This is a genomic window from Mesorhizobium sp. P2_B11, from assembly GCF_056404855.1.
The window spans coordinates 243,362-269,418 of the sequence record NZ_JBFUDF010000003.1; the positions used below are offsets into that span (position 1 = coordinate 243,362).

Sequence of the window (26,057 nt, forward strand, 5' to 3'; positions counted from 1 at the left end):
GAAGCGCGAAGAGAACAAGGGGAACACGACAATGACCAAAGTCATCCGAAACGGCACCGTCGTCACCGCCGACCGCACCTGGAAGGCCGATGTGCTGATGCAGCACGGCAAGATCGTCGCCATCGGCTCGAACCTGCATGGCGACCATGAGTTCGACGCCAGCGGTTGCTACATCATGCCGGGCGGCATCGATCCGCACACCCATCTCGAAATGCCGTTCATGGGCACCTATTCAGCCGACGATTTCGAGTCCGGCACCCGTGCAGCCTTGTCCGGCGGCACGACCATGGTGGTCGATTTCTGCCTGCCGGCGCCGCAGCAATCGCTGCTCGAAGCCTTGCAGATGTGGGACAACAAGACCTCGAAGGCGTCTTGTGACTATTCCTTTCACATGGCGATCACCTGGTGGGGCAAGCAGGTATTCGACGAGATGGCGACCGTCGTCGACAAGGGCATCACCTCGTTCAAGCATTTCATGGCCTACAAGGGCGCGCTGATGGTCGACGACGACGAGATGTACGCGTCGTTCCAGCGCTGCGCCGATCTCGGCGCGCTGCCGCTGGTGCATGCCGAGAATGGCGATGTTGTTGCCGCCCTGTCGCAGAAGTTGCTTGCCGCCGGCAATAACGGGCCGGAGGCACATGCCTACTCGCGGCCGCCGGAGGTGGAGGGCGAGGCCGCCAACCGTGCCATCATGATCGCCGACATGGCCGGTGTGCCGCTCTATATCGTGCATGTCTCCTGCGAGCAGGCGCACGAGGCGATCCGCCGGGCGCGGCAGAAGGGCATGCGCGTGTTCGGCGAGCCGCTGATCCAGCACCTGACGCTGGACGAGAGCGAGTATTTCGACAAGGATTGGGACCATGCGGCGCGCCGTGTGATGAGCCCGCCCTTCCGCAACAAGCTGCACCAGGATTCGCTGTGGGCAGGGCTGCAGGCGGGATCACTGCAAGTGGTGGCGACCGACCACTGCGCCTTCACCACCAAGCAGAAGCGCAACGGCGTCGGTGATTTCACAAAAATCCCGAACGGCACCGGCGGGCTCGAAGACCGCATGCCGGTGCTGTGGACGACCGGTGTCAACACCGGGCGGCTGACGATGAACGAGTTCGTCGCGGTGACCTCGACCAACATCGCCAAGATCCTCAACATGTATCCGAAGAAGGGCGCCATCGTCGAAGGCGCGGACGCCGATATCGTGGTGTGGGATCCGAAGCGCAAGAAGAAGATCACGTCGAAGAAGCAGCAGTCGGTGATCGACTACAATGTCTTCGAGGGCTTCGAGGTGACCGGGTTGCCGCGCTTCGTCTTCTCGCGCGGTGAACTGTCGATCGAGGAAGCCGAGATCAAGGCCAAGCCCGGCCATGGCGAGTTCGTCGCCCGCGAGCCGAACGCGGCGGTCAACCGGGCGCTGTCGACCTGGAAGGACATTACCGCGCCACGCAAGGTGGAACGCACCGGCATTCCGGCGACCGGGGTTTAGGTTGCGGAACGCCGCGGCGCTCATCTCACTGGTCGTGGCGACCGGCATCGCCGGTCCGGCAGAAGCGGCCAGCGTGCTGGTTGGCTCCTGGGGCAACGATGCCGGCTGCGTCGTCGCAAAGGCCGGCTATCAGGACGGCGACGACTATATCCTGCTGACTGCCGAAGGTATCGAGACCTATGGCAGCGGCTGCCGGTTTGCGCAGCAATTGACCTCGGCTCCGGGTATGCAATCGCTTGAGGCAACCTGTTCGGCCGAGGGTGAAGCGGGGACGACGGCTGAAACCGTTGTGGTCACCAACAAGGGCGAGGGCGGTTTCTTCGTGACCATTCCCGGCCTTGAAGAAATGGGGCCGCTGCAACCGTGTTCGTGACGTTGGATTTGGGGGAATGAGTGTGCGTGGTTTTGGTCTCTCTGTAGCGATGCTTGCCGTTCTGGCTGCTGGCCAGGCTTTCGCGGCCGGCATCGATCTGTCGAAACCCTATGGCGACAAATATGGCTGCATCAACCGCAACGGCCAGGAAGTCGCTGCCAATAAGATGCTGCTTTTGACCGACGAAGCATTGGTCACCGCCGCCAGCGCCTGCACGTTCACGGACAAGCAGGCGCAGGCCGATGGGTCACTGGTGGTGACGGCAACATGCGAGGCGGAAGGCGAAGAGAGCTCGGAGCCGACCAAGTTCACCATCAAGCGCAGCGCCAAGAACGCCAAAAAGCTGACGATCACCGACGAAGACGGCAACGTCATGGGCGAGGTTGCGCGGTGCAAATGATGGCGATCCCGTCAGCGTCAGGCGACCAGCGCATCCAGTTCCGGCAGCAGGACGACGCTTTCCTGTTCGTTGGGATCGGTGCGGGCAATGACCGCCGAAGAGGGGGCGCTGCTCAAATTGGCCGGCAGATGCGGCACGCCGGCAGGGATGTAGAAGAGGTCGCCGGCCTTGACGACGATGTGGTTCTCGAGCCGGTCGCCATACCAGGTGTGGACTTCGCCGGAGAGAACATAGATCGCCGTCTCATGGCTTTCATGCAGATGCGCCTTGGCGCGGGCGCCGGGCGGCAAGGTGAGCAGATGCATGCAGATGCCGGACGAGCCGACGGTTTCGGCGGCGATGCCGGCAAAATAGGTCAGTCCCTGCTTGCCTTCATAAGTGCTTTCAGGACGGATAAGGTGGCAGGTGGGTTTGGGCGACATCGGCAAGGCTCCGGGCGTCGATTGATGGGGATTGGACGAGTGGAAAACAACATCAACGCAAATGCAACGGCATTTCATCCTGCGCGGCAGCGGCTGCGAAAGGCAGGTCACAGCCAATGACGGGAACCTCGCCAGCCGTCGTTTCGGCAAGCAAACTTGACCTCACCTTCCAGACCAATGACGGTCCGGTCCAGGCGCTCTCCAATGTCGATCTGACCATCGGCAAGGGCGAGTTCGTCTCCTTCATCGGCCCGTCCGGTTGCGGCAAGACCACCTTGCTGCGCGTCATCGCCGATCTGGAGAAGCCGACTTCGGGCACCATCTCCATCAACGGCATGACGGCCGAACAGGCGCGCGAGAAACGCGCCTATGGCTATGTTTTCCAGGCGGCCGCGCTGTTTCCGTGGCGCACCATTGAACGCAATGTCGGGCTGCCGCTGGAGATCATGGGCCTGTCAAAGGCAGAACAAAGGGAGCGGATCAACCGCACGCTCGACCTCGTCAACCTTTCAGGTTTCGAGAAGAAATATCCCTGGCAGCTTTCTGGCGGTATGCAGCAGCGCGCCTCGATTGCCCGCGCGCTCGCCTTCGACGCCGACCTTCTGCTGATGGACGAGCCGTTCGGCGCGCTGGACGAGATCGTGCGCGATCACCTCAACAAGCAATTGCTGGAATTGTGGGGACGCACCAACAAGACCATCTGCTTCGTCACCCACTCCATTCCTGAGGCCGTGTATCTTTCGACGCGCATCGTCGTCATGTCGCCACGCCCGGGCCGCGTCACCGATGTCATCGAATCGACGCTGCCCAGAGAGCGGCCGCTCCACATTCGCGAGACGCCGGAATTCCTGGCTATCGCCGCGCGCGTCCGCGATGGTCTGCACGCGGGGCACAGCTATGAAGATTGAGGCGGTGGAGGACGGGTTCCCTCCTCTCCCCAACGGGGAGAGGGTGGCCGGAGCGAAGCGGAAGTCGGGTGAGGGGGCAGCGCCGACGGACCCGACCAAGAGAAATGTCGGGGCAACTGCTCGTGCCCGAAAGCTGCGGTTTGACGAGACCGAAGCTGAGTATCGGCTTTGGGGGGAACTGAGAGGACGTCACCTGAACGGCTACAAATTTGTGCGGCAAGTGCCGCTCGGACCTTTCATTGCCGATTTCGTCTGCCGCGAGCAGGGCCTGATAGTCGAACTCGATGGCAGCCAACACGCGGATTCGCTGACCGATCCTGCAAGGACAGCTTGGTTGAACGGCCAGGGTTATTCCGTTCTCCGCTTCTGGAACCACGAGGTATTGGCCGAGCGTCGAGCGGTCCTGGATACGATCTTGGCTTGCCTCGACGGAAAGATTTCTACCCCCTCACCCGACCTCCGCTTCGCTCCGGCCACCCTCTCCCCGTTGGGGAGAGGAGGGCGCTATACCGGCGAGGCCCGCTAGATGGACAGCTTCCGCGACAAGATCGTTCCGGTGACATCGATCCTCGCTGGGTTGGTCGTGCTCTGGTACGTTTTCGCCGTCATCCTCAACGCGCCGTTCCAGCGCGACCTCGATCGCCGCGCCAACGAAACACCCGGCACCGTCGAATTCATCGGCAAGACGCTGTCACAACCCAAGCCGACACTGCCGGCGCCGCATCAGGTGGCGGTGAATTTCTTCGAGAACACCTTTCTGCGGCCGATCACCTCGACCCGCAGTCTCGTCTACAATGCCTGGGTGACGCTGTCGTCGACGCTGCTCGGCTTTGCCTTCGGCACCGCGCTCGGTATCATCATTGCCGTCGGCATCGTCCATGTGGCAACGCTCGACCGCAGCCTGATGCCGTGGATCATCGCCTCGCAGACCATTCCGATCCTGGCGGTGGCGCCGATGATCATCGTCGTGCTGGGAGCGATCGGCATCAGCGGCCTGATCCCGAAGGCGATGATCTCGACCTACCTGTCGTTCTTCCCGGTGACGGTCGGCATGGTGAAAGGCCTGCGCTCGCCCGAACTCATGCATCTCGACCTGATGCACACCTACAACGCAAGCGCCTCGCAGACCTTCTGGAAATTGCGCGTGCCGGCCTCCGTGCCGTTCCTGTTCGCCTCGATGAAGGTCGCGGTGGCGGCAAGCCTGGTCGGCGCCATTGTCGGCGAACTGCCGACGGGTGCGGTTGCCGGCATCGGCGCCAAGCTGCTCGCCGGCGCATATTACAGCCAGTCCATCGACATCTGGTCGGCGCTGGTTGCCGGCTCGGTGGTGGCGGCCCTTCTGGTCATGGTGGTCGGCATCGCCGGGCGCTTGGTCGACCGCGCCATGGGCGGGAGGCCGGCATGAACTGGCTGAAACCCTCCTGGCAAGCGGTGCTGGCCATCGTGCTGTGCCTCGTCGCTCTGGCGCTCGGCGCGATGTCGACGCCGGAAGCGGCGGCCCTGGCAAATCCGGCCGCCAGCTTCGACTACCCCTATTTCGGAATAAGGACCCCGATGATCGGCCTGGCTGTTCTGGCAGGGTTGATCTCGATGCTCAGGATTTCGTCGCTAGCCGAGGCTGTGGTGCTGTTCATCGGCGCCCACCTTGTCGCCTGGATGCTGATCTCGGGCATTACCGGTTTCGAGGGCATGGCATTGGCGCCGTACTTCCTGCTGCTCGCCGCTGCCTGGTTGCTTGCCTGGCGCTGTGTAGCCGTGCTGTCAGGGCTTCGCCCGACAGCAAAAGGGGAGCGGATGGCGCTGCGGCTGATCATCCCGGCGATCTTCGGCGCCTGGATCCTGATCATCTGGGAAGCGGTGACGCGTGGCGCCGGCATTCCCTTCATCCTTTTGCCGCCGCCGAGCGCCATCGGCGCGCGCATCGCGAGTTCCTTGCCGGTGCTCGGCGCAGATGTCCGGCAGACCATCTTCAAGGCGGTGATCTTCGGCTATGTCGTCGGCAGCGGCGCCGGCTTCCTGGTGGCCATCGCGGCCGACCGGGTGCCGTTCCTGCGCCGTGGCCTGCTGCCGATCGGCAATATGGTCTCGGCGCTGCCGATCATCGGCGTCGCACCGATCATGGTGATGTGGTTCGGTTTCGACTGGCCGTCGAAGGCGGCGGTGGTCATCATCATGACCTTCTTCCCGATGCTGGTGAACACGGTCGCTGGGCTTGCCGCCTCCGGCCATATGGAGCGCGACCTGATGCGCACCTATGCCTCGGGCTACTGGCCGACACTCTTGAAGCTCCGGCTGCCGGCTGCGGCGCCCTTCATTTTCAACGCGCTGAAGATCAACTCGACCCTGGCGCTGATCGGCGCCATCGTCGCCGAATTCTTCGGCACGCCCGTCGTCGGCATGGGCTTCCGCATCTCGACCGAGGTCGGGCGGATGAACATCGACATGGTCTGGGCCGAAATCGCAGTTGCAGCCCTTGCGGGTTCGGTCTTTTATGGCGTGGTCGCTCTTATCGAGAGAGCTGTCACGTTTTGGCATCCCTCTGTCCGTGGTGGATAGGGCGGTGGGTTTTGGGTGTTAACTTCAGAGGGTAAAAACATGAAAAGACTGATCATTCCGTTGCTGGCCGGTGCGATGTCGCTGGCCGCGTTCCAGGCCATGGCCGCCGACAAGGTGACCTTGCAGCTGAAATGGGTCACGCAGGCCCAGTTTGCCGGCTACTACGTCGCCAAGGCCAAGGGTTTCTATGAAGCCGAGGGCCTCGACGTCGACATCAAGCCGGGCGGTCCCGATATCGCGCCGGAGCAGGTGATTGCCGGCGGCGGCGCCGACGTCATCGTCGACTGGATGGGTGGGGCGCTGGCCGCGCGCGAAAAGGGTGTGCCGCTGGTCAACATCGCCCAGCCGTTCAAGAAGGCCGGCATGGAACTGGTCTGCCCGAAGGACGGCCCGATCAAGACCGAAGCCGACTTCAAGGGCCACACGCTGGGCGTCTGGTTCTTCGGCAACGAGTATCCGTTCTACGCCTGGATGAACAAGCTCGGTCTCAAGACCGAAGGCGGCCCGGACGGCGTCACGGTTCTCAAGCAGAGCTTTGACGTGCAGCCGCTGATCCAGAAGCAGGCGGACTGCATCTCGGTCATGACCTACAACGAGTACTGGCAGCTGATCGACGCCGGCTACAAGCCGGAGCAGCTGACCGTGTTCAACTACTCGGCGATGGGCAACGACCTGCTCGAGGACGGTCTCTATGCCTCGGAAGACAAGCTCAAGGATCCAGCCTTCGAGGACAAGATGGTGCGTTTCGTGCGCGCTTCGATGAAGGGCTGGAAATACGCCATCGACAACAATGACGAAGCCGCCGGCATCGTCATGGACGGCGGTGGCCAGGACGAGAACCACCAGAAGCGGATGATGAGCGAAGTCGCCAAGCTGATCGACAATGCCGACGGCAAGCTCGATCCGGCGACCTACGAGCGGACCGCCAAGGCGCTGCTCGACCAGAAGATCATCACCAAGGCGCCGACCGGCGCCTACACCACGGCCATCACCGACAAGGCGATCAAATAAGCCTGACCGGTTAGAGTCTGATCTTGGAACGGCGCCTCTGGCTCAGAGGCGCCGTTCCTTTATGGTGTTCATGACGAAGCTGGTCTCGATCGAGGCGACGCATTTCAGCCGTGCGATCTTCTCCTTGATGAAGCGCTCATACTGTTCGAGGTTGCCGGTCGCCACCTTAAGCACATAGTCGCGCGAACCGGTGACGAGGTGGCATTCCAGCACCTCCTCCCAGCCGCGGATGGCGTCTTCGAACATGACGATCTCGTCCTCGTTCTGGCGGCTGAGCCTGACGGTGGCGATGGCGACCATGCTCCAGCCGAAGGCGGCGGGATCGACCAGCGTGGTGTAGCCCCGGATGATGCCGGCTTCCTCCAGCCGGCGCACGCGCCGCAGGCAAGGCGACGGCGACAGGCCGATGCGCTCAGCCAGCTCATTGTTGGTGATACGAGCGTCGGCCTGCAATTCGCGCAGGATTTTAAGGTCGAAATCGTCGGCTATCTTCTGCTGCAATTTTGCTCGCTCCCGGCAGTTTGTTGCCGGGATGCAGCCATGCGAGGCCGAAAATAGCAAGGACTGCGCGATGAGGATCGCATAAATTGCCGCGCGAGACTCCTCCAAATGCAGGAAAAGCCATGACCGCGCCGCGCCCGTCGAAAACCCATATCGGCAACCACAAGCTCCATCCCGAGACGCTGATGCTGAGCTATGGCTTCGATCCGCAGCTGTCGGAAGGCGCCGTCAAGCCGCCGGTGTTCCTGACCTCGACCTTCGTGTTCAAATCGGCGGAAGAGGGGCGCGACTTCTTCGACTACACGTCGGGCCGCAAGGAGCCGCCGAGCGGCACGGCGTCCGGCCTGGTCTATTCGCGCTTCAACCATCCCAACTCGGAGATCGTCGAGGATCGGCTGGCGGTCTACGAGGGGACGGATGCTTGCATCCTGTTTTCATCCGGCATGTCGGCGATTGCCACCACGCTGCTCGCCTACGCCCGTCCGGGCGATGTCATCCTGCATTCGCAGCCGCTTTACGGCGGCACCGAGACGCTGCTTACGCGCACCCTGTCCGGCTTCGGTATCGGCGCTGTCGGTTTCGCCGACGGTGTCGACGAGAAAGCGGTGCGCTCGGCTGCAGACGCCGCCGTGGTCAAGGGGCGTGTCTCCGTCATCCTGATCGAGACGCCGTCAAACCCGACCAACAGTCTGGTCGATATCGCGCTGATCAGAAAAATCGCCGACGAGATTGGCTCCAAGCAAGGGTCCACGCCGATCATCGTTTGCGACAACACGCTGCTCGGCCCGGTGTTCCAGCGGCCGATCGAACACGGCGCCGATGTCTCGGTCTATTCGCTGACCAAATATGTCGGCGGCCATTCCGACCTGATCGCCGGCGCGGCCATGGGCAGCAAGGCGGTGACCAAGCCGATCAAGGCGCTGCGCGGCGCCATCGGCACGCAGCTCGACCCGCACTCCTGCTGGATGCTCGGACGCTCGCTGGAGACGCTGTCGATCCGCATGGAGCGGGCCAACGACAATGCGCGCCTGGTCGCCGAGTTCCTTAGGGATCACGCCAAGGTCGAGAAGGTGCATTATTTGCCGTTCCTCGGCGAGGATACGGCTGCGGGCCGCGCCTACAAGGCGCAGTGCAGCGGCGCCGGCTCGACCTTCTCCTTCGACATCAAGGGCGGAGAGAAGGCGGCTTTCGTCTTTCTCAACGGACTGCAGATATTCAAGCTGGCGGTGAGCCTCGGCGGTACGGAGTCGCTCGCCAGCCATCCGGCGGCGATGACCCATTCCGGCATTCCCTTCGACGTGCGCCAGCGCATCGGCGTGCTGGAGACCACGGTCAGGCTTTCGATCGGCGTCGAGCATCCGGACGACCTGATCGCCGACCTGACGCAGGCGCTGGCAGCGGTCTGACGGCAGCTGTTCTTGGAATGGGAAGGGGGCGAGCGATCGACCCTTTTTTGTTTTCCCGGTCACAAAACCGTGTGTCGGGAAACATTGCGTCGCCCAGACGTTCCGGTTGAGGCATGCGCGCGCCGGGGGCGCCGCGACGCATGTGACATGCAATCGGAGGTTCTTTATGCACACGCACTCCTTCCTGCCGGTGTTTTCGGCGCTGGCCATCTCGACCGCCTTCCTTCTCGCCTCACCGGCCATGGCCGAGGTGGTGAAATACAAGGCGACGCTCGACGGCAGCCAGCAGAGCCCGCCCGTCACCACCAAGGGCAAGGGCACCGCCACTTTCACCTTCGACACGACCAAGAAGAAGCTCAGCTGGAACGTCAAATATTCCGGCCTCAGCGGCCCGGCGGTCGCCGCGCACATTCATGGCCCGGCGGCGATGGGTGCGAATGCCGCGCCCGTCATCCCGTTCAAAGGCAAGCTCAAAAGCCCGATCAAGGGTTCGGCCGAACTGACCGACGCGCAGGCCGCCGACCTGGCGGCCGGCAACTACTACGTCAATGTCCACACTGCGGCGAACAAGGACGGCGAGATCCGGGGGCAGATCGAGGCGGCTAAGTAGCGCAAGCCACTTCGATAAAAGGGGCGGGCGACCGCCCCTTTTTTGCTGGATTAAGCCTTGTCGCGGATTTGCGTCATCGTCCGGGTCGGCGTGATCGCCTCGGGATCGAGCCTGATTTCGACGATCGTCGGCTTGCCGCTGGCCCGCGCGCGTTCGAAGGCGGGGGCGAAATCGGCCGTCTTCTCGACCGTTTCGCCATGGCCGCCATAGGCTCGGGCGAGCGCTGCGAAGTCCGGGTTCTTCAGGTCGGTGGCGACAACGCGGCCGGGATAGTCACGCTCCTGATGCATGCGGATGGTGCCGTAAATGCCGTTGTTGACGACGATGACGATGATCGGCAGGTCGTATTGCACGGCGGTGGCGAATTCCTGGCCGTTCATCAGGAAGCAGCCGTCACCGGCAAAGGCGATCACGGTTCGGTCCGGATGCAGCGCCTTGGCGGCGACCGCGGCCGGCGTGCCGTAGCCCATCGAGCCGGAGGTGGGAGCGCCTTGCGTGGCGAAGCGGCGGAAGCGGTGGAAGCGATGTACCCAGGTGGCGTAGTTGCCGGCGCCGTTGGTCAGGATGGCGTCGTCGGGCAGCACCTTTTCCAGATAGTTCATGATCGGTCCCATCTGGACCGGGCCGGGGCCGCTTTCCGGCGGCGTCGACCAGTCGAGATAGGCGGCATGCGCCTTGGCTGTCTCGTCCGCCCAGGACGGCGTGCCGGCCGGCTTGCGCTTGGCAAAAGCTTCGACGAAAGCCGAGGGCGAAGCGTTGATGGCCAGCGTCGGCCGGTAGACGCGGCCAAGCTCGCCGGCATCGGCGTGAACATGCACCAGCGTCTGGTCGGGGTAGGGGCTCTTCAGCAGCGTGTAATCGGAAGACGGCATCTCGCCCATGCGGCCGCCGATCAAAAGCACGACGTCGGCCGCCTTGATCTGCGCCGCCAGCTTGGGGTTGATGCCGATGCCGACATCGCCTGCATAGTTCGCATGAAGATGGTCGAACAGCATCTGGCGGCGGAAAGAGCAGCCGACCGGCAGCGACCACGTCTCGGATATCGTGCGCATGCGCGCTACGGCTTCCTCGTTCCAGCGCGTGCCGCCGAGGATGACGAAGGGACGCTTGGCCTTGCCGAGCAGTTTCTCCAGCGCATCGAGCTCGGCTTCGCCCGGCCGGGTTTCGACCGGCGTGTGCGGCAAGGCAACTGGCGCCTCGACCAGGCTGGTCAGCATGTCCTCCGGCAGCGAGATGACGACCGGGCCGGGGCGGCCTGAGGTAGCCACCGCAAAGGCGCGGGTGACGAATTCGGGGATGCGCGCGGCATCGTCGATCTCGACCACCCATTTGGCGATGTCGCCGAAGAAGCGCTTGTAGTCGACCTCCTGGAACGCCTCGCGCTCCTTGGCGTGGCTGGCGACCTGGCCGATGAACAGGATCACGGGCACCGAATCCTGCATGGCGATGTGAATGCCGGCCGACGCGTTGGTGGCGCCGGGGCCGCGGGTGACAAAGCAGATGCCGGGCTTGCCGGTCAGGCGCCCCTGGCAGTCGGCCATCATCGCAGCGCCGCCTTCCTGGCGGCAGACAATGGTGCGGATCGGCGAGTCATGCAGCGCATCGAGCACGGCGAGATAGGATTCGCCCGGCACGCAAAAGATGCGATCGGTGCCATTGGCCTCGAGCGCGTCGACAATCAGCTGTCCGCCGGTCTTCATTTTCCAGATTTCTCCAGTTCGGCAAGGATTTCGTCAGTGTGTTCGCCAAGGCGCGGCGAGGGGCGTTCATAGACCAGCGGTGTGCCGGACATAACCATCGGCGCACGCACCGAGGGCAGGCGATTGCCGTGGCCGTCGTCGAGGTCGAGGCGCATGCCGCGCGCAATGGTCTGCGGGTCGGCAAACATCTGGCCGATATTGTTGATCGGGCTCGCCGGCACGCTTGCCGCTTCGAGCTTCGCCAGCAGCGGATCGCGATCCCAGTTCTTCAAGGTCTCGATCATGTGTTCGCGCAGTTTGACCCGGTTGGCGACGCGGGCTGGATTGGTGGCGAAATCGGGATTTGCTGCGAGATGGTCGAGCCCGACGGCCGCGCAGAATTTGCCGAACTGGCCGTCATTGCCGACCGCCAGGATGATGTGGCCATCCCTGACCGGCACGACCTCATAAGGCGCAATGTTCATATGCGCATTGCCCATCTGCACCGGCGACTTGCCGGAGACGAGGTAGTTGAGGTTCTGGTTGCCAAGTGCGGAGATCTGGGTGTCAAACAGCGCCATGTCGACATGCTGGCCTTCGCCGGTCTTTTCGGCATGGCGAAGCGCCGCCTGGATGGCGATGACGGAGTAGAGCCCGGTGAAGATGTCGGAAATGGCGACGCCGGCCTTTTGCGGCTCGCGGCCGACCTCGCCGGTGATCGACATCATGCCCGCCATGGCCTGGATGATGAAATCATAGCCCGCGCGGGGTGCGTAAGGGCCGTCCTGGCCGAAGCCAGTGATCGAGCAATAGACGAGACGCGGGTTGATTGCCTTCAGGCTCTCATAGTCGAGCCCGTATTTCCTGAGCCCGCCGAGCTTGAAGTTCTCGATCAACACGTCGGCCGTGGCGACAAGCCGGCGTACCGTCTCCGCACCTTCTGGCGTGGAGAAGTCGACCGCGATAGAGCGCTTGCCGCGATTGCAGGAGTGGTAATAGGCGGCCGACAGGTTCTCGCCGTCATGGCTCATGACGAAGGGCGGGCCCCATTTGCGGGTGTCGTCGCCGCCATCGGGGCTTTCGACCTTGATGACGTCGGCGCCGAGATCGGCCAGCAATTGCCCGGCCCATGGTCCCGCCAGGATGCGGGCCAGTTCGATGACGCGGACGCCTTTCAGTGGAGGTTCAGCCATAAAACACCAGAATGGGTCGGAACCGCAGCCTCTATCAATCCGGGATGCCGCTGTCACGGGGCTTGCGCTGGGCCAGCGGTGTCACCGTTTCAGCACGCTGTCGGCCCAGGCAGCGAAATCGTCCATGACGGTGTCGCGGTTCACCTCGTTCAGGCTTTCGTGGCGGGTGTCGGCGTAAACCTTTGAAACCAGATTCGAAAAGCCCATTGCGCGCATGCGTTTGGCCAAATGGTCGATGCCCTTGCCATAGTCGGACGCCGGGTCCTTCTCGCCGCCGACGATGCTGACGGGGAGGTCGCGGCGGATGCCGGCAAAGCCCGCATCCTTGCCGCCGTTCTGCGCCATCCCTACGACGTCGCGCCACATCGAGATCGAGGCGTCCCAGCCGCAAAGCGGATCGGCGATGTATTTGGCCACTTCCGCCTCGTCGCGCGACAGCCAGTCGAACAGCGTCTTGTGGTTGGGCACCGCCTTGCCCCAGGCCTGAAAGGTCAGCCTGGGCAAGATACGCGAGGGGACGTCGGAGCCGAGCCGGAAGCGCTCATAGACGAGGATGGCGAGCGCCAACTGGCCAAGCAGGCCTTGCGAGAAATTGCCGTTCCAGATCGCCGCGGCATGGACACGTGGCGAGTGCGCCAACAGATAGTTCAGCGCCACTGACGCGCCAAAGGAATGGCCGAACAGGATGACCGGCAGGCCAGGCTGCTCCTTGGCGATCAGATCGTGGACGGCATCGACATCGGCGATGACCTTGGCCGGGCCGTTTGTGCCGGCGAACCTGCCGAGCGGGGCTTCGGGCGCCTTGGTCGCGCCATGGCCGCGATGGTCGTGGACGTACACATGAAAGCCACGTGGGGCGAGGAAATCGGCGAAGCGGGCATAGCGCGCCGCATGCTCGGCTAGGCCGTGGTTGATCTGGATCACGGCGCGCGGAGCGCCGCTGGCGCGCTTCACATAAAGGTTGAGCGTGGCCCCGGTCGGTGAGGCCAGCGTCGTCTGCTTGTCAAATGCCATGTCTCGCTCCCTCAGCGACTGTTGGGCGACGGCGCGACCGACGTCAAGGGGAGGTCGAAATCCGCCAAAAGGGAATTGACAGTATGCTGTCAATCTGGTTATATGACAGCATACTGTCAAATTAGGTCGGGAGCATGAGCATGAAAACCATTTCGATCGTTTCGCGGCGCGCAATCCTGCTGGCGAGCCTCGCAACCGCGCTCTTGCCGGGCGTCGCATCCAGCCAAACCAGGGAGATGACCATGAAGACGTGCACCATTGCCGGACCGCAGGGACGGCTCGCCACTTACGACCTCGAGGCCGGTGATGGCCTGCCGATCCTGTTTGCGCATGGCGATTGCAGCCGTGCCTCGCAATGGAATCGTGTCATGCAGCTTACCGTCGACGGCCGCGAGGCTATTGTCTTCGACTTCCGTGGCCATGGCGCATCGGCGCCTGCAGCTGATGCCGATTACGGCTATGACGGCCGGGCGGCTGACATTGGTGCCGTAGCGGATGCGTTCGGCCTGAAGCGGTTTGTCCTTGTCGCGCACAGCGGCGGCAGCGGCGCAGCCCTTGTCTATGCCGCGAGCCATGCCGACCGGGTCGCCGGTATCCTGCTGGTCGATCCGGCGACCGATCCGCGTGCACTGCCCAAAGAGATCCGCGACGGGTTCGTGCATGATCTGGCTGGGCCGAAAGGCGGTGATGTCCTGAGCGCCTATTACACTTCGATCGCCGGCCCCAATGCAGATGTCCGCAAACAGGTCCTCGCCGATGCGGCTCTCGTCGATTCGGCGGCACGGGCAGGCGTCGGCAAGGCGCTGGCCGAATGGAATCCGGAACCGACGCTTGGTGCCTATCACGGGCCGGTCTTCGTGCTGGCCACCGAGGCCAACGACAATGCGGCAGCCCTTTTCCGGCTGCGCAGCGGAATTGGCCATCAGATCGTCCCGGGTTCCGGCCATTGGGTGATGCTTGACAAGCCGGAAGCGGTGGCTGAAGCCGTCAATACTTTCGTTTCCACCATCGAGGCCGGCCAGCAATGACTGAGAGGACCGAAGCCGCTGACGCACTCACCGAACTGGTACTTGCGGTGTTCCGGCTGAATGGCGGCTTTCTCGACGCGGCTGACCGGCTGGCGGAGCCCGCCGGACTGACGGCGGCGCGCTGGCAGGTTCTGGGCGCGGTGCTGAAGGAGCCGAAATCGGTGGCCGACATCGCCCGCGACATGGGGCTTGCCCGCCAGAGCGTGCAGCGGCTGGCCGACATATTGGCCGCCGAAGGGCTTGCCGCCTATGCCGACAACCCGGCGCACCGCCGCGCCAAGCTGTTGGCAATCACCGATGCCGGCTGGGCAGCAATCCGGGATATCGGCACGCGCCAGCATGTCTGGGCCAATCGCGTCTCCGACGGCATCGAAGCTCGCGCGCTTCAGACTGCGCTGGACCTGCTGCGCACACTGTCGAAGCGGGTCGAGGAGGGCGAGGCGTGACCGGCGGATCGATTGTTTTTTGCGGCGGACGAAAGAAATCGTAATTCTGACATGTCGTACGTTTCTAGCTTGCGCTATGACACGCTAGGAGTGCTGGAATGCGGATATCGGCAATAGTGGCTGCGGTGTTTTTTGCGCTGGCCGGCGCAGGCATGGCGCGAGCCGATGTGAAGATGAGCGGCTCCTTCGTGGCCGATGCCGCCTGTCCGGCAACGCAGGCGATCAAGAGCGGCAAGAATCCGGGCAACATCGCGACAACGGCCGGGCAGAGCTACGACCTCCTGGCTGGCAACAAGGATGCGCCGACGCATTATCTCATCCGCGTGCCCGGTGCCGATCAGGAACGCCGCTGGGTCAAGATCAGCTGTGGCCATGTCACCGGCGGCAACGCGGCCGCCGAGCCGGCAGCACCTGCCGATCAGGGCAAGCCTGCGGCTTCCGGCAAGCCCGAATATGTCTTTGCGCTGAGCTGGCAGCCGGCCTTCTGCGAAACCAAGTCGAGCAAGCCTGAATGCCAGGCGCAGACAGCGGGCGGTTTCGACGCGTCGCATTTCACGCTGCACGGGCTGTGGCCGCAGCCGAACGGCAACTTTTATTGCCAGGTGCCGGCGAGCGACAAGGCCAATGACAATCCGGCCCACTGGGGCGACCTGCCGCCGGTCGATCTCGATGCCAACACGCGCGCCGAACTAGACCAGGTGATGCCGGGCACGGCGTCCAAGCTCGAACGGCATGAGTGGATCAAGCACGGCACCTGCTACGGCAAGAGCCAGCAGGAGTATTTTGCCGAGGCGCTGAACCTGATGCGGGCGGTGAACGCCTCGCCGGTGCGCGAGCTCTTCACCAAGAATGTCGGCAAGCAGCTGACCTCGGACCAGATCCGCAGCGCCTTCGACAGCGCCTTCGGCAATGGGGCCGGCGCGCGGGTGCGGGTCTCTTGCCTGGTCGATCCGTCAAGCGGCAGGCGGCTGATCGGCGAGCTGACGCTCGGCCTGACCGGTCCGATAGATGCGGACAGTTCGCTGGGCAGTCTGATGCTGGCCTCGGCACCGACGAGCAAGGCCGGCTGCCCGAAGGGCTCGGTCGATGCCGCCGGGTTCCAGTAGGATATCCGTCCGTCGCTTGGCAGTGACGCGGTGACATGGTCTGGACGCATTTCGGCGGGGGTGGCGATGAGTGGCATGACATCAGGCGCGCTGGCGCGGCTGGCTTTCTGGGCCAGGGGGATGACCGCAATCCAGGACGGCCGGATGGAATGGCCGGGCTTTTCCTACACCGATGCCGAGTGGGCGCGCATGCGCGTGCTCGCCGCGCCGATAGGGGCCGGCCGCTACCAGCTGTTCACGATGGTCAATGCCGCGATCTTCATTGCCATCGCCGCGCTTGGCATCTTCTGTGTCTTCCTGCCGCTGGCAACCCTCTTGTTTCCGGTGCCGGCCGAGACCAGTGCGCTCAAATTCTCATTGCTCCTGGCAGCATGCGCTTTCCTCATCATCGGCCTCGGCCTGCCGATTTCGATGCTGCTGTCCGGCTTGCTCGTGGCCTCCAAGGAAATGCGCGCCAGCCTCGTAGCGGAAGCAGGTGATGAGGCATTGGCGGCAAAAGTGTCCTGGCAGATCAACCGCATCATGCTGGTCATGTGCGGCCTGTTGGTGCCGGGCATCCTGCTGTTCATCGCCTATGACATCGATGCCGGTCCTGTTATCACCACGCTGAAATGGCTGGCGATCGCGCTGATGGCTCTTACGACTGCGATCGGAGCCCTGCAGCGGCGCAAGCGGAGCTGATCGGGCTGGTCAGCCGCCAATGCCGCGCGTGAGCGCCCATGCGCCAGCGTCTTCGGCTTCGTCCCTGGTTTCGCCGATGACACGGTCGCGTCCGGTGGACTTGGCTTTGTAGAGACGTTCATCGGCAAGGGCGAAGAGATCGGCAAGACAGCCGACCTGTTCATCGACAGTAGCGACGCCGGCGCTGACGCTGATGTCGAAGCGGTTTGCGCACCCCTTGACCGCATGGCGGATGTTTTCGCCGAGCAGTCTGGCGACCGGATGCGGTTGCGAGCAAAGAATGGCGAATTCCTCGCCGCCGATCCTGAAGACCTGGTCGTGCGCGCCGGCCGCCTGGGTCAACACCTGGGCGATCGATCTCAGCACCCTGTCGCCCTCGGCATGGCCGAAGCGATCGTTGATCGATTTGAAATGGTCGACGTCGACGATCAGTAGACTGAGCGGCTGGGCCGTGCGCAGGCTGACTGCGACCGAACTTTCGCCATCGCTGTCAAAACGTCCCCTGTGCAAAAGGCCGGTGAGGCCGTCGCGGCCGACATATTCGACCAGGGCTTCGTAGCGCTCGCGGTAGGTTAAGGTATCGAAGACGTCGGACAATCCACGCGGCGCCACAACGTGCCGCGTCTCGAACCATTTGAGATAGGCGACCAGCATGGCGCTATAGGCAAACGCCGCGCCCATCTTGGCGAACCAGCCGCCGAAAAAGACGGCGATCGGAGCGCCGGCGACGAAATGCAGAGCGGTGAAAAATCCGGCCTGGTCGAAGGTCAGGACGCAGGCAACGCAAATCAGGACGCGGGCAAACGGCGCCTTGCGCAGATAACGCCCGAGCTTTTCGTAAAGCAGGATGATCAGGATGGCGTCGATGAAGAGCAGCGTCGTGCCCCACACCATCAGCCAGCCCATCTGGTCGATGAAACCGATGTCGGGAAGCTTGGCCCCAGAAAGCGCCGAAATGTCATGCAGGCGCAGGATCAGCACAAGCCCGATCATCAACGCGTTGCCAAGCAGCAGGCCATAGATGGGCTGCCGCACCGTGGCTGCGTCTTCCTTCATGTAGAGCAGAAGCAGCATCACCAGCTTGCCGGAAAACAGCACCGCCGAACCCGGCGAGACCATGCCGAAGGGCAAAGCGACGTAGAAGACGCTGGCGAGGTAGGTTTCCAGGAAATGCATGGCGCCGAGCGCACAGATGAATACGCCGAGACCGATGCGGTCCCTGAAGCGGAACAGCGTGACCATGACGCTGAAGTAGACCACAGCTTCGGCAAGGAGCAGGAAACTGTTCAACACTGCCGTCGGTCCGATCTCATTCTTTCTCGAAATCGCGGAAAGCCAGCGATCGATCATGTTTTGACGCGGAAGGGTTAACCGGAGATTTCAGCGCGCCCTGCGACCGGCGGGAAACTTAACGTGCGGTGTACACCTGGCTTGAAATGGCGAAAGCGATTGCCGTTCGGCCCGGCATCGCCTACATAGCGCCCAACCTCCATTCAATCCGACATTTTCGGTCAACTGTCAGGGAAAGCGCGCGTGGCTCGCCAGTTCATCTATCACATGTCCGGCCTGTCCAAGGCCTATGGCACCAAGAAGGTGCTCGATAACGTTCACCTGTCCTTTTATCCGGATGCCAAGATCGGCATTCTCGGCCCCAACGGCTCGGGCAAGTCGACCATCCTGCGCATCATGGCCGGGCTCGACAAGGAGTTTCAGGGCGAGGCCTGGCTGGCCGAGGGAGCGACCGTTGGCTACCTGCCGCAGGAGCCGCATCTCGACCCCAACAAGACCGTGATGGAAAACGTCATGGAAGGCGTCGTACGGAAGACGGCCATCATCGAGCGCTACAACGAGCTGATGATGAACTATTCCGACGAGACGGCCGAGGAGTCCGGCAAGCTTCAGGACGAGATGGACCGGCTGAACCTGTGGGATCTCGAGCAGCAGGTCGAGATGGCGATGGACGCGTTGCAGTGTCCGCCAGGCGATTCCGAAGTGACCAACCTGTCGGGCGGCGAGCGCCGTCGTGTGGCGCTTTGCCAGCTTCTGCTGCGCCAGCCGGACCTGTTGCTGCTCGACGAACCAACCAACCATCTCGACGCCGAGACCACGGCGTGGCTGGAAAAGCACCTGCGCGACTATCCGGGCTCGGTGCTGATCATCACCCACGACCGCTACTTCCTCGACAACGTCACGGGCTGGATTCTCGAACTCGACCGCGGCCGCGGCATTCCCTATGAGGGCAATTACACCAGATATCTCGACGCCAAGGCAAAGCGCCTGATCCAGGAAGGCCGCGAGGACGACGCCCGCCAGAAGTCGATCTGGCGCGAGCGCGAATGGATCCAGTCCTCGCCGAAGGCACGCCAGACCAAGTCGAAGGCGCGTATCAAGGCCTATGAGGAACTGGTCGAGCAGTCGCAGAACCGCAAGCCGACCGACACGCAGATCGTCATCCCGTCGAGCGAGCGTCTCGGTAATGTCGTCATCGAGGTCGAAGGCCTCAACAAGGGCTTTGGCGACGAGCTGCTGATCGAGAACCTGTCGTTCCGGCTGCCGCCGGGCGGCATCGTCGGCGTCATCGGCCCGAACGGCGCCGGCAAGACGACGCTGTTCAAGACCTTCACTGGACAAGAGAAGCCGGATTCAGGCACGGTGCGCATCGGCGAGACGGTCAAGCTCGGCTATGTCGATCAGAGCCGCGATGCACTGGATGGCAACAAGACCGTGTGGGAAGAAATTTCCGGCGGCGCCGAAATCATCAGGCTCGGCAAGCACGAGATCAACAGCCGCGCCTATTGCTCGTCCTTCAACTTCCGCGGCGGCGACCAGCAGCAGAAGGTCGGCAACCTCTCCGGCGGCCAGCGCAACCGCGTGCATCTGGCCAAAATGCTGAAGAACGGCGGCAATGTTCTGCTGCTCGACGAACCGACCAACGACCTCGACACCGAGACGCTGGGCGCGCTGGAAGACGCGCTCGAAGCCTATGCCGGCTGCGCCGTCATCATCAGCCACGATCGCATGTTCCTCGACCGCATGGCCACCCACATGCTCGCCTTCGAAGGCGACGCACATGTCGAGTGGTTCGAAGGCAATTTCGAGGAATATGAGAAGGACAAGCTGCGCCGCCTGGGCGCGGAAGCGGCAGCCCCGCACCGCATGACGCATAAGCGGCTGACGCGGTAAGGGGATCATTAGGGCGGCGAATTCTCAAGACGATATGAGGAGCTCAAATGGCTGATTGGTCCGCCGCCCAATATCTGAAATTCGAGGATGAGCGCACGCGGCCCGCGCGCGATCTCGTCGCACAGGTGCCGGTGGATTTCCCGCGCCACGTGGTCGACATCGGCTGCGGTCCGGGCAATTCGACCGAGCTGCTGGTCGAGCGCTGGCCGGATGCTGAGGTCAGCGGGTTCGATAGCTCGCCCGACATGATCGAGAAGGCGAGGGCGCGCCTGCCCAGCGTCAATTTCGACCTCGCGGATGCCTCGACATGGCAGCCGGCCGAGCCCGTCAACGTCATCTTCGCCAATGCGGTGTTCCAGTGGCTGCCCACGCATCCGGCGGTCTTCCAGCGGCTGATGGGCTTTCTCGCGCCCGGCGGTGCGCTGGCTGTCCAGATGCCGGACAACCTGCTTGAGCCCTCGCACCAGCTGATGCGCGAGACCGCGGCCGAAATGCCGTTCGCGGCGAAGATGGCGGGGGCCGCGCGCGGGCCGCTGCCGCCGGTGTCGTTCTACTATGATCTGTTGTCGCCGCTCTCCGACCGGGTAGATATCTGGCATACCGCCTACAATCATCCGCTGGCCGACGCCGAGGCGATCGTCGAATGGGTGAAGTCGACGGGACTGAAACCCTTTCTCGATCCGCTGGACGCCGACGAGCGCAAAGTGTTTGTGGAGAGCTACACGGCCAAGATCGCCAAGGCCTATCCGAAGACCGCAAACGGCAAGGTGCTGCTGCGTTTTCCGCGCATCTTCATCGTCGCCAAGCAGGCGGGCTAGCATTCTGGTGAATGCGGCCGATGTCCTCGGCTTAAGGCGGCGTAAACCGGCCGGGTGAGAAAAGTGTTGCGCCGGGCCTCTTCGTCGCCCACATGAGAACGACAACGCCTGCGCATGGACGGACTGGATATGCATCGCGTCATCATCAGCGGCATCGGCGTTGAAATCCCTGAAGCCAAGATCACCAATGAAGAACTGGTCACCAGCTTCAATGCCTGGGTCGACACCGAGAATGCGCGCCGCGAGGTCTCCGGCGAGACGCTGCTGCAGAAATCCGACAGCGCCTTCATCGTCCACGCCTCCGGCGTCCAGACCCGCCATGTCATCGAGCGCGAAGGCATTCTCGATCCGACCCGGATGGCGCCGCGCATCCCGGCGCGGCCCGACGATGCGTTGTCGCTGCAGGCCGAGTTCGGCGTGGCGGCGGCCAGGAAGGCGATCGACCATGCCGGCCTGCAACCGCCCGACATCGATCTGGTGATCTGCTCGGCTTCGCACCAGCAGCGGCCCTATCCGGCGATCGCCATCGAAATGCAGGAGGCGCTGGGCACCAAGGGCGCCGGCTTCGACATGGGCCTCGGCTGTTCGTCCGCCGCGGCCGCCTTGCACATCGCGGTCAATCTGGTGCGGACGGGCGCGCACAAACGCGTGCTGGTGGTTACGCCGGAGATCATCACCGGCCATCTCAATTTCCGCGACCGGCAGACGCATTTCATCTTCGGCGACGCGTCCGTGGCGATGGTCGTCGAGGGGCTGGCCAAGGGCGAGAAGCGGCCGGGACGCTTCGAGGTGCTGGACACGCGCACCTGGACGCAGATGTCGAACAACATCCGCACCAATCTGGGCTACCACACCCGCACCGCCCAGGACGATCCCTACATGATCAGCCTCGAAGGCAATCTGATCAAACAGGTCGGCAACAAGGTGTTCAAGGAAGTCACCGTCGCCGGCCATAAATTCATCGTCGAATTCCTCGCCGAACACGGGCTGACGCCACAGGCCGTCCGACGCTTCTGGCTGCATCAGGCCAATGCGCGGATGAACGCCATGATCCTGAAGCTGGCCTTCGGCCACGAGGTCGACCATGATCGCGCGCCGATGGTGCTGGAGCGGCTCGGAAACACCGCCGGCGCCGGCGCCATCATCGCGCTGTCGGAAAACCATGCCGACATGAAGCCCGGTGATTTCGGCGTGCTGTGCGCCTTCGGCGCCGGCTATTCGATCGGCGGCGCGCTGCTCAGGATGCTGTAGAGCAATTCCAGGAAAAGTGTGAAACGGTTTTCCGTCCGGAATTGCGTAAAAACAAAGGGATAGAGCGGTTCGCCGTTTCCGTGAAACGGTGAAACGCTCTAGTCAGGCTGGCGTGAACGGCACCAGCATCGGCACTCGGCGGGCATAGTCGTCATAGGCGCTACCCAGTTCGCCGCGCAGAAAACGCTCCTCAAGTTTTGCCTTCATGACGATGCCGACGGTGAGAAAGGCCGCGCCGGCGATGCCCCAGACCGTGCCTTTGGCCGCCATGGTGGCAAGGATGGCCAGCAGCAGCCCGGTGTAGATCGGGTGGCGGACCAGCCCGTAGGGACCGGTGTCGACGACACGATGTTCGGCCTTGGCCGTCACCGAAGCCGACCAGAGACGGCCGAGATGCAGCCGCGCCCACCAGGCGAACAACAGGCCAATGGCGATCAGCCCGGCGCAGATCCACGCTTCGGCAAGGGTCGGAAACCAGAACCGCAGCCGGCCGGCATAGCCATGCGCGGGAATGAACAGCAGCACCGCGCCGATCAACCACAGGGAGCGGTAGCGAAACTCCGCCTGGATGCCGGCGCGCTTTTGCGCCGGGTCGGACCAGAAGGCGGCCAGAAACCACGACACCACCCAGATCAGCCAGAGCGATGCGATTGCCGTACCGGGACGCATGGGAGACCTCCACCGACTGTCTCACCATGAAGCCGGCGCAGCACGGCGGCAATGCGGCGCAATACGGAACCGGTGCTGCTTTCAGGTAAGAAGATCGTGATCCGCGCTCATGGGCCGGAAAACATCCACTGCACGCCAAAGGCATCGACCAGCATGCCGAAGCTGGTTCCCCAAACTTGCCGCGCCAGCGGCACAGTGATCCGGCCGCCCGGGGCCATGCGGTCAAACAGTTCCCGCATTTTGGCCTGGTCGTCGAACTCCAGCATCAAGGCGGAGCCTTTCATCGGCTCCGCATCGTCATTGTCCGAGGCATGAAACAGCACGCCCGGGCCTTTGAACCGGGCATGCAGGATTTTTCCCCGCATGGTTTCGGTCCGCACCGGCATGCCGTTGTCGCCCCAGCGCAGCAGGATGGTTGCCCGGCCGAGGCCGCACGCTCCGTAGAAAGCCAGCGCCGGTTCGCTATTGGTGGGAAGAACAGCGAAGGGGAGAGCCGCATCGGGTTGTTCCTGCTCGGTGCCGTTGGCCGTATCACTGCGCCGCCGCCGCAGTAGCGGCAACGATGAGGGCCTCCCCTGTATATTGCCTGTCGCCGATGCCCCAGCCGCCGTCGGGAGCGTTGACGATGTTGATCCAGGTGTTTTCTGGCCTGTGGCCGGGCACGCAGAGCTCGGCGACAATGCTGGCGGCGGCGGTGATGAAGGCGTTGCGGGCGTCGAGCGAGCCGAGGCCGATGTTGGGCAGCTTCAGTTCGACCATGACGACCGGCCGATTGGCGCCGCCGGCATAGATGTGGTGCGGCGGCAGGATGTGAACCGTGCCGCCGACAATGGCGGTGAAGAACGCATTGCCGGTGGCGCCGGAGGCTTCGATGAGGGCGGCGCTGAGACGCGGCAGGATCTCGCGCTCTCCGGCCTGAGTCAGTACGCCTTGCGGTGCGGTGACGGTGATGGGCATTTTCTATCCTCTCCTGTGAATACATGGCCTTGCAGTTGTTGCTTGCCATCTTTCGTATCGATTGTTACGTTATGTGGAGAAGATGAGTCAACAGGTTTCGTAACGATCGCTATGGATAATTTGGAAAAGCCACGTGGCGGTCGGCCGCGTGCCTTCGACCCCGACCGGGCATTGGATGCGGCGATGCATCTGTTCTGGGAGCATGGCTATGAGGCGACGTCGCTCGCCATGTTGCGCGAGGCGATGGGGCTGACGCCGCCGCAGATCTACAACGCCTTCACCGACAAAGAGACTTTGTTCCGCAAGGCGCTTGAGCGTTACCACCAGACGGAGATCGGCTTTGCGCTGGAAGCAATGAGCGCACCGGTGTCGACGGGGGAGGCGATCCGGCGGTTGCTGCTGGGGGCTGCGGAGGCCTATTCCAGGCCCGGCAAACCCGGCGGCTGCTTGTTCGTCAGCGGCGCGCTGGCGACGTCGCCGCAGGCGCAAGCCGTTGCCGAGGAGCTGAAAACCTATCGCAAGGCGAGTGAGGCGGCGATCGCCGAGCGGCTGGCGCAGGGCAAGGCAAAGGGCGATCTGCCGGACGGTATTTCCGTCGAGGGCTTCGCCAAATACCTGGCAGGGACCATGAACGGCATGTCGATCCAGGCGCGGGACGGTGCTTCGGTGGAAGAGCTGCGCGCTTTGGCTGAAACGGCTCTTGCGGCTCTGCCGGTCGAGGGGCGAAAACCAAGAGCATGATTCAAAAACAGAACGCCACACCGGACCTCTTCCCGGAGTCCGAGAAGCCGGTCGAAATCATCCCGGCCAGGAAGTTGTCCGCCAAAGTGGCGGCACTCTATGTCGCCGCATTAGATCACTTCCAGACGCGTGCGGTTCAAGAATTGCAGCTCGGCTTCGACGGCATCGATGGCGATTTCCATGCCGGCGCTACGCGCCGCTCCGGCGGGCGCGAGCCTTGGTACCCGCGCGGCACCGAAATGCGCAACGAGCGGCAGATATCGATCGTGGCGGCGGACGAATTGGCGATTGTTGCCGGACGGATGGGGTTGGCCGAAATCAAGCCGGAATGGATCGGCGCCAATCTGCTGATCGAAGGCGTGCCGCATCTGTCCATGCTGCCGTCAGGCACGCTGCTGTTCTTCAAAGGCGGCGTGACGATCAAGGTCGACGCACAGAACGGGCCGTGTCGGCTCGCCGGGCGTTCGGTCGCCGAGAATGCCGGGATGGCCGATCGCGAAGCCGGCGCACTGGCCTTCCCGAAGGCGGCGAAGCGGCTGCGCGGCCTGGTTGCCTGGGTCGAGAAACCGGGTTGTATTACGACAGGTGAAGAGATTTCTGTGCGCGTGCCCGAGCAGTGGATTTATAGACCGTAGCTCGGCGATAGGAGAGCCGGCTGCGCCGCCGGGACGGCGCAACCGGATTTAACAGACGTGTTCAGGCCGCCTTGCGGTTCTTCTTCGCGCCCTGCGCCTCGACGGAAACGTGGTCCCACTTTTCCCAAAGCGCGATGCGGTTGGCGTATTCCTGCTTGATCATTGGCAGGCCGCCGTCGCCGAAGAACACGCGCAGCGGCGGCTCGGGCGCATCGACGAGTTCGAGCATTGCCGGTCCAGTGGCGTCGGGATCGCCGGCCACGGCGCGGCTGCGGCGCTCGGCCATGGCGGCGCGGGCGGGCGCATAGGCCTCGATTGCTTTCGAGGTTTTGGCCGAGGCGCCGGACCAGTCGGTCGAGAAGCCGCCCGGCTCGACCAGCGTGACATGGATGCCGAACTCGGCGACTTCCAGACTGAGCGACTGGCTGAAGGCTTCCAGCGCCCATTTCGAGGCGTGGTAGAGGCCGAGCGAGGCAAAGGCGTTGACGCCGCCGATCGACGAGATCTGGATGATGTGGCCGGAACGCTGCGCCCGCATGATCGGCAACGCCGCCTGGGTGACCCAGAGCGCGCCGAAGACATTGGTTTCGATCTGGTCGCGGGCTTCCTGCTCGCTGACTTCTTCGATGGCGCCGAAATGGCCATAGCCGGCGTTGTTGATGACGACGTCGAGCCGGCCAAAGCGCTTATGCGCCTCGGCGATAGCGGCATCGACGGCCTTCTTGTCGGTGACGTCGAGCTTTATCGCGGCGATGTTGTCGCCATACTTCGCAACGAGATCGGCGAGCGTGCCGGCATCCCGGGCGGTTGCGGCGACACGGTCGCCGCGGGCGAGTGCCGCCTCGGCCCAGACGCGGCCAAAACCCTTCGACGATCCGGTGATGAACCAAACCTTTGATGTCATGATCTGAGATCCTTGCCCCTGCGGGCCGTGAATTGGGGATGGAAACGGAGGCTTCTCCGTTTCTGCCATATACGGCGCATTC

The 26,057-nt window shown here is 63.3% G+C and carries 28 protein-coding genes and 1 pseudogene; 19 read left to right on the forward strand and 10 right to left on the reverse strand.

Annotated features, from left to right (window positions below):
• The first annotated feature begins 31 nt into the window (after nucleotides 1-31).
• From hydA to AC1DYJ_RS09715, 3 genes are read left to right on the forward strand one after another with little or no spacing between them, the layout of a single operon-like run.
• The gene (gene hydA / locus AC1DYJ_RS09705) at nucleotides 32-1,483 is read left to right on the forward strand and encodes a dihydropyrimidinase (RefSeq protein WP_477280416.1); all 1,452 of its coding nucleotides are present in this window, start codon (nucleotides 32-34) and stop codon (nucleotides 1,481-1,483) included.
• 1 nt (nucleotide 1,484) lies between these two features.
• Nucleotides 1,485-1,856, forward strand: a complete 372-nt coding sequence (locus tag AC1DYJ_RS09710; protein WP_477280417.1) for a hypothetical protein — start codon at nucleotides 1,485-1,487, stop codon at nucleotides 1,854-1,856.
• A 16-nt stretch (nucleotides 1,857-1,872) separates the two neighbouring features.
• Nucleotides 1,873-2,256, forward strand: a complete 384-nt coding sequence (locus tag AC1DYJ_RS09715) for a hypothetical protein (protein ID WP_477280418.1) — start codon at nucleotides 1,873-1,875, stop codon at nucleotides 2,254-2,256.
• Nucleotides 2,257-2,273: 17 nt separating this feature from the next.
• Here AC1DYJ_RS09715 and AC1DYJ_RS09720 read toward each other — a convergent pair whose 3' ends face one another.
• Nucleotides 2,274-2,678, reverse strand: coding sequence for a cupin domain-containing protein (locus tag AC1DYJ_RS09720; protein ID WP_477280419.1), 405 nt, complete (start codon nucleotides 2,676-2,678; stop codon nucleotides 2,274-2,276).
• A 116-nt stretch (nucleotides 2,679-2,794) separates the two neighbouring features.
• Between AC1DYJ_RS09720 and AC1DYJ_RS09725 the strand changes: the two genes are divergently transcribed.
• Genes AC1DYJ_RS09725 through AC1DYJ_RS09745 form a run of 5 tightly spaced genes read left to right on the forward strand, consistent with a single transcriptional unit; the run spans nucleotide 2,795 to nucleotide 7,153 of the window.
• Nucleotides 2,795-3,586 carry an ABC transporter ATP-binding protein gene (locus AC1DYJ_RS09725; protein ID WP_352583828.1) on the forward strand — a complete coding sequence of 264 codons (792 nt, stop codon included), beginning with the start codon at nucleotides 2,795-2,797 and terminating at the stop codon, nucleotides 3,584-3,586.
• Nucleotides 3,576-4,112 (forward strand): endonuclease domain-containing protein, encoded by a 537-nt coding sequence (locus AC1DYJ_RS09730; RefSeq protein WP_477280420.1) that lies wholly within the window; start codon nucleotides 3,576-3,578, stop codon nucleotides 4,110-4,112. Before AC1DYJ_RS09725 ends, AC1DYJ_RS09730 begins: the two co-directional genes overlap by 11 nt.
• Nucleotides 4,113-4,991 (forward strand): ABC transporter permease, encoded by an 879-nt coding sequence (locus AC1DYJ_RS09735; protein WP_477280421.1) that lies wholly within the window; start codon nucleotides 4,113-4,115, stop codon nucleotides 4,989-4,991.
• Nucleotides 4,988-6,142: an ABC transporter permease gene (locus tag AC1DYJ_RS09740; protein ID WP_477280422.1), complete on the forward strand. Its 1,155-nt coding sequence runs from the start codon at nucleotides 4,988-4,990 to the stop codon at nucleotides 6,140-6,142. The genes AC1DYJ_RS09735 and AC1DYJ_RS09740 overlap by 4 nt, the downstream gene beginning before the upstream one ends.
• A 39-nt stretch (nucleotides 6,143-6,181) precedes the next feature.
• Complete coding sequence (locus tag AC1DYJ_RS09745) at nucleotides 6,182-7,153, forward strand: ABC transporter substrate-binding protein (RefSeq protein WP_477280423.1); 972 nt, start codon at nucleotides 6,182-6,184, stop codon at nucleotides 7,151-7,153.
• Nucleotides 7,154-7,195: 42 nt separating this feature from the next.
• Here AC1DYJ_RS09745 and AC1DYJ_RS09750 read toward each other — a convergent pair whose 3' ends face one another.
• The gene (locus AC1DYJ_RS09750; RefSeq protein WP_477280424.1) at nucleotides 7,196-7,654 is read right to left on the reverse strand and encodes an Lrp/AsnC family transcriptional regulator; all 459 of its coding nucleotides are present in this window, start codon (nucleotides 7,652-7,654) and stop codon (nucleotides 7,196-7,198) included.
• A 122-nt stretch (nucleotides 7,655-7,776) separates the two neighbouring features.
• On the opposite strand from AC1DYJ_RS09750, the gene AC1DYJ_RS09755 reads away from it, so the two are divergent.
• A complete protein-coding gene (locus AC1DYJ_RS09755) occupies nucleotides 7,777-9,060 on the forward strand; it encodes a cystathionine gamma-synthase family protein (protein ID WP_477280425.1) in 1,284 nt (427 codons plus the stop codon).
• A gap of 166 nt (nucleotides 9,061-9,226) precedes the next feature.
• Nucleotides 9,227-9,670 carry a CHRD domain-containing protein gene (locus tag AC1DYJ_RS09760; RefSeq protein WP_477280426.1) on the forward strand — a complete coding sequence of 148 codons (444 nt, stop codon included), beginning with the start codon at nucleotides 9,227-9,229 and terminating at the stop codon, nucleotides 9,668-9,670.
• A gap of 50 nt (nucleotides 9,671-9,720) precedes the next feature.
• Here AC1DYJ_RS09760 and AC1DYJ_RS09765 read toward each other — a convergent pair whose 3' ends face one another.
• The 3 genes from AC1DYJ_RS09765 to AC1DYJ_RS09775 all read right to left on the reverse strand — a co-directional run bounded on the left by AC1DYJ_RS09765 (nucleotide 9,721) and on the right by AC1DYJ_RS09775 (nucleotide 13,556).
• Entirely contained in the window at nucleotides 9,721-11,370 is a 1,650-nt protein-coding gene (locus AC1DYJ_RS09765) for a thiamine pyrophosphate-binding protein (RefSeq protein WP_477280427.1), read from the reverse strand.
• Nucleotides 11,367-12,542 carry a CaiB/BaiF CoA transferase family protein gene (locus tag AC1DYJ_RS09770; protein WP_477280428.1) on the reverse strand — a complete coding sequence of 392 codons (1,176 nt, stop codon included), beginning with the start codon at nucleotides 12,540-12,542 and terminating at the stop codon, nucleotides 11,367-11,369. The genes AC1DYJ_RS09765 and AC1DYJ_RS09770 overlap by 4 nt, the downstream gene beginning before the upstream one ends.
• A gap of 81 nt (nucleotides 12,543-12,623) precedes the next feature.
• Nucleotides 12,624-13,556 (reverse strand): alpha/beta fold hydrolase, encoded by a 933-nt coding sequence (locus AC1DYJ_RS09775; RefSeq protein ID WP_477280429.1) that lies wholly within the window; start codon nucleotides 13,554-13,556, stop codon nucleotides 12,624-12,626.
• Between the two features lie 140 nt (nucleotides 13,557-13,696).
• On the opposite strand from AC1DYJ_RS09775, the gene AC1DYJ_RS09780 reads away from it, so the two are divergent.
• The 4 genes from AC1DYJ_RS09780 (at nucleotide 13,697) to AC1DYJ_RS09795 (ending at nucleotide 16,817) form a co-directional block, all read left to right on the forward strand.
• Entirely contained in the window at nucleotides 13,697-14,584 is an 888-nt protein-coding gene (locus AC1DYJ_RS09780; RefSeq protein WP_477280430.1) for an alpha/beta fold hydrolase, read from the forward strand.
• Entirely contained in the window at nucleotides 14,581-15,030 is a 450-nt protein-coding gene (locus AC1DYJ_RS09785) for a MarR family winged helix-turn-helix transcriptional regulator (protein WP_477280431.1), read from the forward strand. The genes AC1DYJ_RS09780 and AC1DYJ_RS09785 overlap by 4 nt, the downstream gene beginning before the upstream one ends.
• A 98-nt stretch (nucleotides 15,031-15,128) precedes the next feature.
• Nucleotides 15,129-16,136 (forward strand): ribonuclease T2 family protein, encoded by a 1,008-nt coding sequence (locus AC1DYJ_RS09790; protein ID WP_477280432.1) that lies wholly within the window; start codon nucleotides 15,129-15,131, stop codon nucleotides 16,134-16,136.
• A 66-nt stretch (nucleotides 16,137-16,202) separates the two neighbouring features.
• Nucleotides 16,203-16,817: a hypothetical protein gene (locus AC1DYJ_RS09795; RefSeq protein WP_477280433.1), complete on the forward strand. Its 615-nt coding sequence runs from the start codon at nucleotides 16,203-16,205 to the stop codon at nucleotides 16,815-16,817.
• Nucleotides 16,818-16,826: 9 nt separating this feature from the next.
• Here AC1DYJ_RS09795 and AC1DYJ_RS09800 read toward each other — a convergent pair whose 3' ends face one another.
• Nucleotides 16,827-18,110, reverse strand: a complete 1,284-nt coding sequence (locus AC1DYJ_RS09800) for a GGDEF domain-containing protein (protein WP_477280434.1) — start codon at nucleotides 18,108-18,110, stop codon at nucleotides 16,827-16,829.
• Between the two features lie 240 nt (nucleotides 18,111-18,350).
• Between AC1DYJ_RS09800 and ettA the strand changes: the two genes are divergently transcribed.
• The 3 genes from ettA (at nucleotide 18,351) to AC1DYJ_RS09815 (ending at nucleotide 22,069) form a co-directional block, all read left to right on the forward strand.
• Nucleotides 18,351-20,000 (forward strand): energy-dependent translational throttle protein EttA, encoded by a 1,650-nt coding sequence (gene ettA, locus AC1DYJ_RS09805; RefSeq protein WP_477280435.1) that lies wholly within the window; start codon nucleotides 18,351-18,353, stop codon nucleotides 19,998-20,000.
• Nucleotides 20,001-20,047: 47 nt separating this feature from the next.
• Nucleotides 20,048-20,818: a trans-aconitate 2-methyltransferase gene (gene tam / locus AC1DYJ_RS09810; RefSeq protein WP_477280436.1), complete on the forward strand. Its 771-nt coding sequence runs from the start codon at nucleotides 20,048-20,050 to the stop codon at nucleotides 20,816-20,818.
• Nucleotides 20,819-20,947: 129 nt separating this feature from the next.
• Nucleotides 20,948-22,069, forward strand: a complete 1,122-nt coding sequence (locus AC1DYJ_RS09815; protein WP_477281707.1) for a beta-ketoacyl-ACP synthase III — start codon at nucleotides 20,948-20,950, stop codon at nucleotides 22,067-22,069.
• A gap of 102 nt (nucleotides 22,070-22,171) precedes the next feature.
• On the opposite strand, the gene AC1DYJ_RS09820 is transcribed toward AC1DYJ_RS09815, so the two are convergent.
• The 3 genes and pseudogenes from AC1DYJ_RS09820 to AC1DYJ_RS09830 all read right to left on the reverse strand — a co-directional run bounded on the left by AC1DYJ_RS09820 (nucleotide 22,172) and on the right by AC1DYJ_RS09830 (nucleotide 23,695).
• Nucleotides 22,172-22,738 (reverse strand): methyltransferase family protein, encoded by a 567-nt coding sequence (locus AC1DYJ_RS09820; RefSeq protein ID WP_477280437.1) that lies wholly within the window; start codon nucleotides 22,736-22,738, stop codon nucleotides 22,172-22,174.
• Nucleotides 22,739-22,845: 107 nt separating this feature from the next.
• Nucleotides 22,846-23,237, reverse strand: a pseudogene (locus tag AC1DYJ_RS09825) (VOC family protein).
• Between the two features lie 32 nt (nucleotides 23,238-23,269).
• Nucleotides 23,270-23,695 carry a tautomerase family protein gene (locus AC1DYJ_RS09830; protein ID WP_477280438.1) on the reverse strand — a complete coding sequence of 142 codons (426 nt, stop codon included), beginning with the start codon at nucleotides 23,693-23,695 and terminating at the stop codon, nucleotides 23,270-23,272.
• A gap of 111 nt (nucleotides 23,696-23,806) precedes the next feature.
• Between AC1DYJ_RS09830 and AC1DYJ_RS09835 the strand changes: the two genes are divergently transcribed.
• Both AC1DYJ_RS09835 and AC1DYJ_RS09840 read left to right on the forward strand, forming a co-directional pair.
• Entirely contained in the window at nucleotides 23,807-24,436 is a 630-nt protein-coding gene (locus AC1DYJ_RS09835; RefSeq protein ID WP_477280439.1) for a TetR/AcrR family transcriptional regulator, read from the forward strand.
• Nucleotides 24,433-25,071, forward strand: a complete 639-nt coding sequence (locus AC1DYJ_RS09840) for an MOSC domain-containing protein (RefSeq protein ID WP_477280440.1) — start codon at nucleotides 24,433-24,435, stop codon at nucleotides 25,069-25,071. The genes AC1DYJ_RS09835 and AC1DYJ_RS09840 overlap by 4 nt, the downstream gene beginning before the upstream one ends.
• Before the next feature lie 61 nt (nucleotides 25,072-25,132).
• Here the strand turns inward: AC1DYJ_RS09840 and AC1DYJ_RS09845 are convergent, their stop codons facing one another.
• Nucleotides 25,133-25,975, reverse strand: a complete 843-nt coding sequence (locus AC1DYJ_RS09845; protein WP_477280441.1) for an SDR family oxidoreductase — start codon at nucleotides 25,973-25,975, stop codon at nucleotides 25,133-25,135.
• Nucleotides 25,976-26,057: the final 82 nt, after the last annotated feature.

Bases quoted from the DNA above. Each gene is read 5' to 3' on its own strand.
- AC1DYJ_RS09725 (WP_352583828.1), top strand. From the start codon at position 2,795: ATGACGGGAACCTCGCCAGCCGTCGTTTCGGCAAGCAAACTTGACCTC.
- AC1DYJ_RS09715 (WP_477280418.1), top strand. From the start codon at position 1,873: ATGAGTGTGCGTGGTTTTGGTCTCTCTGTAGCGATGCTTGCCGTTCTG.
- AC1DYJ_RS09730 (WP_477280420.1), top strand. From the start codon at position 3,576: ATGAAGATTGAGGCGGTGGAGGACGGGTTCCCTCCTCTCCCCAACGGG.
- AC1DYJ_RS09840 (WP_477280440.1), top strand. From the start codon at position 24,433: ATGATTCAAAAACAGAACGCCACACCGGACCTCTTCCCGGAGTCCGAG.
- AC1DYJ_RS09735 (WP_477280421.1), top strand. From the start codon at position 4,113: ATGGACAGCTTCCGCGACAAGATCGTTCCGGTGACATCGATCCTCGCT.
- AC1DYJ_RS09830 (WP_477280438.1), bottom strand. From the start codon at position 23,695: ATGCCCATCACCGTCACCGCACCGCAAGGCGTACTGACTCAGGCCGGA.
- AC1DYJ_RS09755 (WP_477280425.1), top strand. From the start codon at position 7,777: ATGACCGCGCCGCGCCCGTCGAAAACCCATATCGGCAACCACAAGCTC.
- AC1DYJ_RS09835 (WP_477280439.1), top strand. From the start codon at position 23,807: ATGGATAATTTGGAAAAGCCACGTGGCGGTCGGCCGCGTGCCTTCGAC.
- AC1DYJ_RS09780 (WP_477280430.1), top strand. From the start codon at position 13,697: ATGAAAACCATTTCGATCGTTTCGCGGCGCGCAATCCTGCTGGCGAGC.
- tam (WP_477280436.1), top strand. From the start codon at position 20,048: ATGGCTGATTGGTCCGCCGCCCAATATCTGAAATTCGAGGATGAGCGC.
- AC1DYJ_RS09820 (WP_477280437.1), bottom strand. From the start codon at position 22,738: ATGCGTCCCGGTACGGCAATCGCATCGCTCTGGCTGATCTGGGTGGTG.
- AC1DYJ_RS09770 (WP_477280428.1), bottom strand. From the start codon at position 12,542: ATGGCTGAACCTCCACTGAAAGGCGTCCGCGTCATCGAACTGGCCCGC.
- AC1DYJ_RS09815 (WP_477281707.1), top strand. From the start codon at position 20,948: ATGCATCGCGTCATCATCAGCGGCATCGGCGTTGAAATCCCTGAAGCC.
- AC1DYJ_RS09740 (WP_477280422.1), top strand. From the start codon at position 4,988: ATGAACTGGCTGAAACCCTCCTGGCAAGCGGTGCTGGCCATCGTGCTG.
- AC1DYJ_RS09760 (WP_477280426.1), top strand. From the start codon at position 9,227: ATGCACACGCACTCCTTCCTGCCGGTGTTTTCGGCGCTGGCCATCTCG.
- AC1DYJ_RS09745 (WP_477280423.1), top strand. From the start codon at position 6,182: ATGAAAAGACTGATCATTCCGTTGCTGGCCGGTGCGATGTCGCTGGCC.
- AC1DYJ_RS09845 (WP_477280441.1), bottom strand. From the start codon at position 25,975: ATGACATCAAAGGTTTGGTTCATCACCGGATCGTCGAAGGGTTTTGGC.
- AC1DYJ_RS09720 (WP_477280419.1), bottom strand. From the start codon at position 2,678: ATGTCGCCCAAACCCACCTGCCACCTTATCCGTCCTGAAAGCACTTAT.
- hydA (WP_477280416.1), top strand. From the start codon at position 32: ATGACCAAAGTCATCCGAAACGGCACCGTCGTCACCGCCGACCGCACC.
- AC1DYJ_RS09790 (WP_477280432.1), top strand. From the start codon at position 15,129: ATGCGGATATCGGCAATAGTGGCTGCGGTGTTTTTTGCGCTGGCCGGC.
- AC1DYJ_RS09785 (WP_477280431.1), top strand. From the start codon at position 14,581: ATGACTGAGAGGACCGAAGCCGCTGACGCACTCACCGAACTGGTACTT.
- AC1DYJ_RS09775 (WP_477280429.1), bottom strand. From the start codon at position 13,556: ATGGCATTTGACAAGCAGACGACGCTGGCCTCACCGACCGGGGCCACG.
- AC1DYJ_RS09765 (WP_477280427.1), bottom strand. From the start codon at position 11,370: ATGAAGACCGGCGGACAGCTGATTGTCGACGCGCTCGAGGCCAATGGC.
- AC1DYJ_RS09795 (WP_477280433.1), top strand. From the start codon at position 16,203: ATGAGTGGCATGACATCAGGCGCGCTGGCGCGGCTGGCTTTCTGGGCC.